Here is a 9,049-nt window from a genome sequence, read left to right on the forward strand (position 1 = left end):
AAAGCACCGAGAGCAGCCCCATTCAAGGAAAAACCGCCCTCCTTAACGACCAAAGGCCCGGCTCCCAGGCTGGGAACCGGACCTTCAGGCAATGCCGGTGTTAGGCGAGGCCGAGGACCTTGTCGGTCTCGGCGCGCACCTCGGCGTAGAGCGAGGCGTTCTCGTTGAGCTTCACGCCGTAGGACGGGATGATCTCCTTGAGCTTGGACTCCCAGCCGGCGAACTGCTTCGGGAAGCAGCGGCCCAGCAGGCCGATCATGATCGGGGTCGCGGTCGAGGCTCCCGGGGAGGCACCCAGCAGGCCGGAGATGGTGCCGTCGGCGGAGGTGATGACCTCGGTGCCGAACTGCAGCACGCCGCCCTTCTTGGCATCCTTCTTGATGACCTGGACGCGCTGTCCGGCGGTGATCAGTTCCCACTTCTCGCCAGTGGCCTCGGGCAGGTACTCGCGCAGTGCGTCGTCCTTCTTGGAGCGGGACTTGAGCACTTCCTTGATCAGGTACATGGTCAGGTCCAGGTTGTCCTTGCCCACGGCCAGCATCGGCAGGATGTTGTGCGCGCGGATGGACAGCGGAAGGTCCAGCAGCGAGGAGGTCTTCAGGAAGTTGGTGGAGAAGCCGGCGTAGGGGCCGAACATCAGCGAGCGCTTGCCGTCGACGAAGCGGGTGTCCAGGTGCGGCACGCTCATCGGCGGGGCGCCGACCGAGGCCTGGCCGTAGACCTTGGCGTGGTGCTGGTCGATGATCGCGTCGTCGGTGCAGCGCAGGAACTGGCCGGAGACCGGGAAGCCGCCGAAGCCCTTGATTTCGTCGATGCCGGCCTTCTGCAGCAGGCCCAGGGCGCCGCCGCCGGCGCCCACGAAGACGAACTTGGCCTTCACGTTGCGCTTGGCCTTGGTGGCGTTGTTGCGCACCGCGATGTCCCAGCCGGCGCCGTCGCGCTTGATGCCGGTGACGCGGTGGCCGAAGTTGACCTCGGCGCCGTTGGCGGCAAGGTTCTCGGTCATCTGGCGGGTGAGCGAGCCGAAGTCCACGTCGGTGCCGGAGACGACGCGGGAGGCGGCGACGCGCTGGGAGCCGTTGCGGCCGTTGGCCACCAGCGGGGCCCAGGACTTGATGGTGTCAAGGTCCTCGGTGTGCTCGATCTCGTTGAACAGCGTGTGCGGCTTCAGTGCCTCGTAGCGGGTCTTGAGGTAGTTGGCGTGGTCGTCGCCGATGACGAAGCTCATGTGCGGCAAGGCGTTGATGAAGGTGGCGGGGGCACCGACCTGCTTGTTCTTCACCAGGTGGGAGAAGAACTGGCGGGAGACCTGGAACTGCTCGTTGATGCCGATGGCCTTGGCCGGGTCGACGCTGCCGTCGGGGCCGGCCGCGGTGTAGTTCAGTTCGCAGAGGGCCGAGTGGCCGGTTCCTGCGTTGTTCCAGGGGGAGGAGGACTCGAGGCCGGCCTGGTCCAGGTTCTCGAAAAGGCCGATGCTCCACCCCGGCTCCAGCTGCTTGATCATGGTACCGAGCGTGGCGCTCATGACACCGGCGCCGATGAGAACGACGTCGAAAGACTGGTTGGTGGATTCAGAAGGCACGGGGGGTTCTCCATTGAAAGTTCGTCTTGACTCTAGGCAAGACTAGCGCCATGCAGGGGCGTCCAAGAAATTGGTCTCTTGACAGTCGGTGACTTAAGTGGTCATCTTCACATCGGTGAAGACTTCGTCCAGGACCGGGGACGAGGGGTAGTGCTTTACGGTGTCGTTGAAGGCCAGCGCGGAGATGGGAAAAGCCAGCGGAAGCGCGGGCAGGTCCTTGGCCAGGGTGTTGGAAAGGTCCTGGTAGGCGGTCACGCGCTGCTCGCCCGGCGGCATGGAGCGCGCCAGCAACACCTGCGCGGAGAGGATCGGCGAGTCGTAGCCGAATTGCCGGTTGTTCGAGGAGAAGAGCGCGCCCATGAAGTCGTCGGGGTCCCGGTAGCCGCCGTTGAAGCCCAGCAGGTGCAGGCCGGGGACGTCCCCGGAACGGACGGTGGCCACATAGCCGTCGTTCCAGTCCATGGGCATCGGCGCGAGGTTGATGCCGACCAAGGCCAGCTGCCGCGAGAGCTCGGCATAGATGAGCTCGGGCAGCGGGAGGTAGGCCCGGGAGATGTTCAGGGGATAGAGGAACGGGATGGGGGTTCCGTCGTAGCCGATGGACTCGAGCAGGTCCTTGGCCCGGTTGGAGTCCGGGCCGTAGTAGGTGTCCGAGGACTTGATGCCCAGCGAGGCGGGAAGAAAGCCGCGGGCCTCCTTGGTGCCGGAGATGTAGAACTGCTCAATGATCTTTTGCCTGTCGATTCCGTGGGCGATGGCCCGGCGGAATTCTTCCTTGGCAAGCCACTTGTTCTTCTGGTTCATCCCCAGGTACGACACCGAGTAGGGGTCGCGCTGCACGATGAGCTTGCCCTCGCGCACCAGTTCGCGCAGTCCCGTCACCGCGACCAGGTCGAAGCCGTCGATGTCCCCGCGGTCCAGGGAGCCCAGGCGCCCGGACGGGGTGCGGATCTCGCGGAAGACCACCAGCGTGGGGGCCGTCGGGTTTCCCTGCACGGTGGCGGCGTCCCAGTATTCGGGGAAGCTGCGCAGGGTGATGGCCCCGTCCTTCCAGGAGACGAACGCGAACGGCCCGGTGCCCACCGGTTGGGTGGACAGGTAGGAGACCTGGCCGTTCTCGGCCGCCGGGGTGGCCAGTGCCTTGGGCGAGGCCAGCGTCAGGCCGGGCAGCGTCAGCGCCTCGATGAGTCCGGAGATCGGCTGGCGCAGCGTGAGCACCACGGTGTGGGTGTCCGCGGCCTTGATGGAGCCGAAGTAGCTGGCGGTGCCGCCGGAGGTGACCCCCACGAAGGGGTTGGCCTTGAGCTGTTCGCGCAGCGATTCCAGCAGCTCCACCTCGGCCGCGTGGTCGATGAGCTGTTGCGGGTCGACGGTTTCGTTGCCGTCGCCTTCCTTGGTGGGCTTGGGCTTGGGCTCCGGGATGGACTTGGGCAGCGTGGGAATCTGCTCGCTGTGGCGGAAGACCTGGGTGAAGCCCTGGTCGGAGTTGGCGCGCACATCGGAGGGCAGGGCGATCCAGTGTTCGAAGTTGGTGACCACTGCCTGCGCGTCGAAGTCGGTGCCGTCGTGGAACTTGACCCCGCGGCGCAGGATGAAGGTGTACTGCAGCCGGTCCGGGCTCACGATCCAATCGGTGGCCAGCAGCGGGATCGGTGCCCCGGTTTCGCGGTCCACCCCGATCAGTCCCTCATAGAGCTGGCGGGTGATGCGGAAGGTCTCGTTGTCCCCGGAGATGGCGGGATCCAGGGTTGCCGGATCGGCGGCCGACCCGAAGTGGAAGGTGCGGATCACCGGCCCGGCGCTGGCGGTGGGGCTGGACGGGACCGGGGTGTCCTTGGAATCGCAGCCGGCCAGGGCCAGGGCCGTGAGCCCCAGGCCGCCGGCCAGGAAGGCGCGGCGCGTGGCCCTGGGTGGTTCCGGGCTGTGCGGCTGGCTAGGCACCAAGGACTCCTCGTCGGTTTGTTGGGCTCCACCCACGGGGCGGGCCGCTGCTCAAGTGTTAAAGCGCAGGGCCCCCGGAAGCATCCGGGGGCCCTGCGTGGTGCCGTAGGTATCCAAGAATACGTTTGGCGTCTGTGTGCGAGCGGGGGGACTTGAACCCCCACGTCCGAAGACACTGGAACCTAAATCCAGCGCGTCTACCAATTCCGCCACGCTCGCAAGGCAGCGAACCGCTTTCGAAGTTCGGCAGAAATCAGTCTAGCGGAGAATTTTGGCCCGATTTGTGGCTTTTGGGCTGTGGGCGAAACTTTATTTTGGATCGAGACCCAAATCACGACGCAGCTTCGCGACGTGTCCGGTGGCCCTCACGTTGTACTGCGCCAGTTCAACGATACCGTTCTCGTCCACCACGACCGTGGAGCGGATCAGGCCCTCGTAGGTGCGGCCGTAATTCTTCTTTTCTCCCCATGCGCCGTAGGCGGCCGCGACGGCGTGGTCCTCGTCTGCCAGCAGCGGGAAGGTCAGTTCCTCCTTGGCGGTGAACTTGGCCAACTTGGCCGGCGCGTCGGGGGAGATGCCCACGACCTGGTATCCGGCGGCGGCCAGTGATTCGAGGGAGTCGCGGAAGTCGCAGGCCTGCTTGGTGCAGCCCGGGGTCGAGGCCGCCGGGTAGAAGTAGACGATGGTCTTTTTCCCGCGTAGCGAGGACAGGGACAGTTCCTGGCCGCGTGCGTCGGTGAGGGTGAAGTCCGGGGCGCTCTCGCCGGCGGAGAGGCGGACGGCCTCGGCAGTGCTGTTCTCGCTCATGGTTTGGGTGCTCCCTGTTCATGGGGATTCGCGCAGGGCGCTGGCGCGCCCCGACGAATCGGATTCCGATGGGTTCTACCCATGAGCCTATCGAAGAGCGTGCCGGGAGCCGAAAAAACCGCCTGGGGGTGTTTCGACGCCGGCATTCCCTGGAGGGCCCGGGTGAAACGTTCTCTCGGCGAAGTTCGACAGACCGACGTAGCGGACCTTTCCGGCGTAGCCGGAACGTGTTGCCCACCGGAATGTTACGGCCCGGTGGAGCCGGATTGCCGGCGGAGGCCCTAGAGTGGGGAGCGACTTTTACGCACCGTAGAAATGGGTTGGCAATGCAGGACCGGCACGCGCGCATGCTCCGTGCCGCTGTGGTGTCCGCCATCGTGCTGGTTCTCTCCGCAGGAGCCCACCTGGGCGGCGGTGGAATCCTGCCGCACCCGGGAGTCCTTCTCGGGCTTGCCGCACTGACCATGCTGTCCGCCACCGTCGTCGCCAAGCGGACGCTGGGGCTTCCGGCCCTGGTGGCGGTCCTCGGCGGAGGGCAGTTCACGCTCCACCATGCTTTCGGGTTTTTCGCCTCGGCCGCCACCACTGTGGTGTGTGCTCCCGATGCGGCGCACCTTGGCCATGCGGCCACGCTGAGCTGCACCGTCGGGTCTGCCGCGGTTTACCCGCATGGACTCGAGGGCGGCACGGATCTCACCATGTTCGCCGCGCATGCGATCGCGACCCTGGCAACCGCCATGCTTGTGGCCCGTGGAGAAAAAGCGCTCAGCTCGGTGGCGGGCTGGCTGCGCCCGCTATTCACGGTGCTGCGGATTTCCCCCTTACGCCCGCTGGTTCGGGTCGGCGCGATGGGGCCGGTGCGCCGTTTTCACGCCGTGCCATTCCTTATTTCGCCGCCGTTGCGCGGCCCACCGTCCTTTCGCTGAGTCCGACTTCTTCCAACACTTCGTGCCGGCCGTCATGGGCCGTGCACAGCGAAAGGCATGCCATGAAACTCCGTCGTACCCTCCTTGCATCCGCAGCAACCGCCGGCCTGATGGCCGTCGGCATCGCCTCGGCCAGCGCCCACGTCACCGTCAAGCCTGACTCCACCGACGCAGGCGCATATTCCGTGTTGACCTTCGCCGCCTCACACGGCTGCGAAGGATCGCCCACCACCAGCTTCACCATCAACATCCCCGACTCGATCATCGACGCCAAACCCACCGTTTACCCCGGCTGGGACGTGGAAAAGATCGAGGAAAAGCTGAAGAAACCACTGACCACCGCCGATGGGTCCACCGTCACCAAGCACATCGGCAAGGTCATCTACACGGCACAGACCCCGTTGGAAGACGGCTACCGGATGGCCTTCGAAGTCCAAGTCCAGAATCCCGACAAGGCAGGTGAAACCCTCGCGTTCCCCACGCTCCAGACCTGTGAGACCGGCAAGACCGATTGGTCCCAGTTGCCGGCGGAGGGCCAGGACCCGCACGCACTAGAGGCGCCCGCCCCGAGCTACACCTTGACCGCGGCCTCCGGGGACGGCCACCACCAGGCGGCGGGCACCGCCACGGAGCATGCAGTACCGGAGGGCAGTGTCCAGACCGCGGCGACCTCGGGGAACGTTGCCTCGCCGGTCCCCGGTTTCCTGGGACTCGGCGCGGGAGTGCTGGGACTGGTCGCCGGAGGGATCGCATTGAGCCGCACCCGCAAGACTGCCGGCAAGTAGATCCGCAACGTGAAAAGGCAAAGGCAACGCCGATCGGGCTTCCTGCGAGCGATCCGCCAATCCCTCACCGGCGTGGTCCTCGTGGTGCTCGCCCTGCTGGCACCGGTCTCGGCCGCCTCCGCCCACGACAGCCTCACCGGCACCAATCCACAAGACGGACAGACGGTTAAGGACATGCCGGACGTCATTGACCTGATGTTCAGCAACATGCCCCTGGCCATTGGAACCCAGATCCGCATCGAGGATACCGGCGGAAAGGACTGGGCCGTCGGCGAGGTCAAGATCGTGGACAACGTGGTCAGCCAGTCCGTCAGTCCCGACGCCCCGGGCGGGGACTATGCGGTGATCTGGCGCGTAGTCTCCTCCGATGGGCATCCCATCGAGGGCAAGTTCGGGTTCACCGCAAGATCCGGCGGCGGAGGTGTGTCCCCTTCGCAGGCACCAGATCCGCAACAGGACACTGGTCTGTCCGAAGGGCCGGAATCATCGGCAGCCGGCACGTTTCCCGTCGGCCCGGTGCTGGGGTCGCTGGCGATCCTGCTGGCGCTGGCGGCCATCATCATGCGGGTTGCGCGTCGGCGTGTGAACAAGAAACGGTCTCTCTGATGTGAGGCACCGCCGGGAGGAACCGGCTTATGGAAGCCGGTTCCTCCCGGGCACCGAGTCAGGGACTACGCTGCCCGCGGGCACGGCAATGGCCCGATCCCCAGCGTGAACGCAAGCCCCGCACCGTGGACGAAGGGCGGAGGGCCATGAGGCGCGGCTTCCCATCGGCACCCAAAAGCGTCCTCCGGGCACGGGGGAGCGTCCGAACGGGCCGGGCTTCGAACGTGGAGCCGCCTTGGACTCTCCGTGCGGTCGCCTTCGATAAATGACAGTGCCGTTCGGAACTAGCGTGACCACCCGATGGTTCCGGGTGCGGTCCCGGGTCCGAAGGGGGCCGCCCCGGGAGCGTCCGCCGGTTCGTCGTCGTTCTCGCCGGCGCCGCCCAGCAGGCTGCGGGTCAAGGCCGCGGCATCCGACATTAGCTCATGGGCCGCCGCCAGCAGGTGCGAATCGCCGGGCTCCTGGCCGGCCATGGCCGCAAGCAGGATGGCCCGTCGGGTCAACTCCTTGGCAAAGGAGGCGGTCGTTCCCTCGATCAGCTCCGCCACGCGGTTGACGGTCTCGGGGGAGGGATTCAGCTTGTGTCCATAGAGCTCCAGCAGCGCGCGCCTGGCCGCTGCATCCGGGCGCGGTATTCCCACCGCAAGGTCGACGCGGCCGGGGCGCTGGACCAACGCCGCCTCGAGCAGGTCCACCCGGTTGGTCGTGAGCAGGAACGCCACGTCCGCGTCGGTGTCCAGCCCGTCCATGGCGTCAAGCACCTCGAAGAGCAGCGGCTGGGGCCCGTGCCCGAAGCTCCGATCCTCCGCGACCAGGTCGCAGTCCTCGAGCACCACGATGGCGGGCTGCAGGGCACGCGCCATGCGAGCGGCCTCGCTGATGTAGGCAAGGGTGTTGCCCGCGAGAAGGACGACAGTGTGCCCTGCCGCGGCCGAGGCCAGGTAGCGCACCGTATGCGTCTTGCCGGTGCCGGGAGGGCCATAGAGCAGCACGCCGCGCTTCAGGTGCGCGCCGTGCGCCAGGAGCTTCTCCCGGTGCTCGCCGACGCCAAGGACCTGGGCCTCGATCCGCTCAAGAGTCCCGGCCGGCAGTACCACCTCGCCCGCCGCGACGGGCGTGCGGCGGTGGAAGGTGATGCCCGCGGCCGAGGACGAGTAGTCGTTGGCGGTGAACGAAATGACGTGACCGCGGAAGATGCTGTTTTCCCGCAGGCTCGTCCTGAAGAGCTTGAGGAAGTCATCCACGGCGTCCGTGCTGGTGCCAAGCACCTCCAGGGTGGCGCGTTCTCTGCCGTACTGCGGATTTGCTTGCCGCAGGAGAATGGCCAGGGGAGTGCCGCCGCGCGTGAAAAGGAAAAGCCCAAAGGAAACGATTCTCCGCTCCTCGTCGGGTCCCACCGAAACGGTTTCGTAGTCGGGTTCGCCCAGCCACCCTGCTTGCATTCCGTGGCTTGCGACAAGGTCGGACAGATCCATGTGGTGGCGTTGCTGGCCGGCCAGGCCATGGATCCGTGCTTCGGGGTCGGCCGCGACCATGTCATCCAGGATTCCCGAGGCGTCGGCCAGTCGGTGCGAGGGAAAAGATTCGACCACAACGGGCAGTCGGCCGGGTTCCATGCCCAGATGAGCCGTGACAGCCGGCAGCAGCGGGGTGCCGCCGGTGATCTCGAAGGCTTGGCTGGCTAGGCGCGTCAGTTCGGAAAAGTTCCGCAGGTAGGAAGCCAACTGTTCGTCCATGCACGGAGCCTATCAGCGGGCTCCCTGGGCGCGAGGTAAGGCGGGGAGAAAACGAAAGACCCGATCTGTCGAAACAGATCGGGTCTTTCTCACCGTGCACCCCTCGGGACTTGAACCCGAAACCCATTGATTAAGAGTCAATTGCTCTGCCAATTGAGCTAGAGGTGCTTAGCCGCTTCAGTCAGCGCCCCATGCGGAGCCCGTCCTTGCGACGCAGATAATCATAACCAGAAAGTGCCGTGGAAATAAAATCAGCGCCGGGTGCGGTTGCTGCACGCAAACTTCCCCGGAACCACGGTGTTTTCCGATCGCCTTTGGCGATTCTTGGCTGGGTTTCCGGCGGATTCTGCCGGAAATTGATTTGTGATGGTGCGCACAATTCGCGTACGTGGACTGTGCGCGCCGGTCCTTGATGCCAAAAGAATGATTCCATTGCCGCCTCGACGACCGATTCCAGAGAGCGGCGCAGTCTTTTTTGGTGAACAAGCGTTCCGCAACGCTGGACTTCCCAGGGCCGCCGGGGGCAGCCAAACGTGCGCCGGTGGCATGGCGGGACGGGGCTGGAAGTCGGAAAGGCATGCCCGGGCCGAAAAGCGTTGGTGGCCCACCGTGTCCCGGCGCCCTTGGCCCGACGTTGGACTTCAATGGCCGGGGAAAGCAGAAAGT

Annotated in this window: 8 protein-coding genes and 2 tRNA genes; 3 read left to right on the forward strand and 7 right to left on the reverse strand. The window is 65.7% G+C overall.

Going from position 1 to position 9,049, the window contains the following annotated elements:
* Nucleotides 1–100: 100 nt before the first annotated feature.
* The 4 genes from ACIPVK_RS10590 to bcp form a co-directional block, all read right to left on the reverse strand.
* Complete coding sequence (locus ACIPVK_RS10590; protein ID WP_407611947.1) at nt 101–1,525, reverse strand: malate:quinone oxidoreductase; 1,425 nt, start codon at nt 1,523–1,525, stop codon at nt 101–103.
* A gap of 150 nt (nt 1,526–1,675) precedes the next feature.
* Nucleotides 1,676–3,523, reverse strand: a complete 1,848-nt coding sequence (locus ACIPVK_RS10595; RefSeq protein ID WP_407611938.1) for an ABC transporter substrate-binding protein — start codon at nt 3,521–3,523, stop codon at nt 1,676–1,678.
* A gap of 137 nt (nt 3,524–3,660) precedes the next feature.
* Nucleotides 3,661–3,742: transfer RNA gene (locus tag ACIPVK_RS10600), tRNA-Leu, on the reverse strand.
* Nucleotides 3,743–3,832: 90 nt separating this feature from the next.
* Nucleotides 3,833–4,330: a thioredoxin-dependent thiol peroxidase gene (gene bcp / locus ACIPVK_RS10605; RefSeq protein ID WP_407611939.1), complete on the reverse strand. Its 498-nt coding sequence runs from the start codon at nt 4,328–4,330 to the stop codon at nt 3,833–3,835.
* 320 nt (nt 4,331–4,650) lie between these two features.
* On the opposite strand from bcp, the gene ACIPVK_RS10610 reads away from it, so the two are divergent.
* The 3 genes from ACIPVK_RS10610 to ACIPVK_RS10620 all read left to right on the forward strand — a co-directional run bounded on the left by ACIPVK_RS10610 (nt 4,651) and on the right by ACIPVK_RS10620 (nt 6,647).
* Nucleotides 4,651–5,256 (forward strand): hypothetical protein, encoded by a 606-nt coding sequence (locus tag ACIPVK_RS10610; RefSeq protein WP_407611940.1) that lies wholly within the window; start codon nt 4,651–4,653, stop codon nt 5,254–5,256.
* A gap of 62 nt (nt 5,257–5,318) precedes the next feature.
* A complete protein-coding gene (locus tag ACIPVK_RS10615) occupies nt 5,319–6,041 on the forward strand; it encodes a YcnI family protein (protein WP_407611941.1) in 723 nt (240 codons plus the stop codon).
* A gap of 9 nt (nt 6,042–6,050) precedes the next feature.
* The gene (locus tag ACIPVK_RS10620) at nt 6,051–6,647 is read left to right on the forward strand and encodes a copper resistance protein CopC (protein ID WP_407611942.1); all 597 of its coding nucleotides are present in this window, start codon (nt 6,051–6,053) and stop codon (nt 6,645–6,647) included.
* Nucleotides 6,648–6,931: 284 nt separating this feature from the next.
* Here the strand turns inward: ACIPVK_RS10620 and ACIPVK_RS10625 are convergent, their stop codons facing one another.
* From ACIPVK_RS10625 to ACIPVK_RS10635, 3 genes are all read right to left on the reverse strand, one after another.
* Nucleotides 6,932–8,383, reverse strand: coding sequence for an AAA family ATPase (locus tag ACIPVK_RS10625; RefSeq protein ID WP_407611943.1), 1,452 nt, complete (start codon nt 8,381–8,383; stop codon nt 6,932–6,934).
* 95 nt (nt 8,384–8,478) lie between these two features.
* Nucleotides 8,479–8,551: transfer RNA gene (locus ACIPVK_RS10630), tRNA-Lys, on the reverse strand.
* 13 nt (nt 8,552–8,564) lie between these two features.
* The coding region (locus tag ACIPVK_RS10635) for a hypothetical protein (RefSeq protein ID WP_407611944.1) at nt 8,565–9,049 on the reverse strand (485 nt) is incomplete at its 5' end.

The organism is Paeniglutamicibacter sp. MACA_103 (genome assembly GCF_045798555.1).
Lineage (GTDB): Bacteria > Actinomycetota > Actinomycetes > Actinomycetales > Micrococcaceae > Paeniglutamicibacter.

Coding starts and splice junctions, on each gene's coding strand:
- ACIPVK_RS10590 (WP_407611947.1), bottom strand. CDS start 1,525: ATGAGCGCCACGCTCGGTACCATGATCAAGCAGCTGGAGCCGGGGTGG.
- bcp (WP_407611939.1), bottom strand. CDS start 4,330: ATGAGCGAGAACAGCACTGCCGAGGCCGTCCGCCTCTCCGCCGGCGAG.
- ACIPVK_RS10615 (WP_407611941.1), top strand. CDS start 5,319: ATGAAACTCCGTCGTACCCTCCTTGCATCCGCAGCAACCGCCGGCCTG.
- ACIPVK_RS10625 (WP_407611943.1), bottom strand. CDS start 8,383: ATGGACGAACAGTTGGCTTCCTACCTGCGGAACTTTTCCGAACTGACG.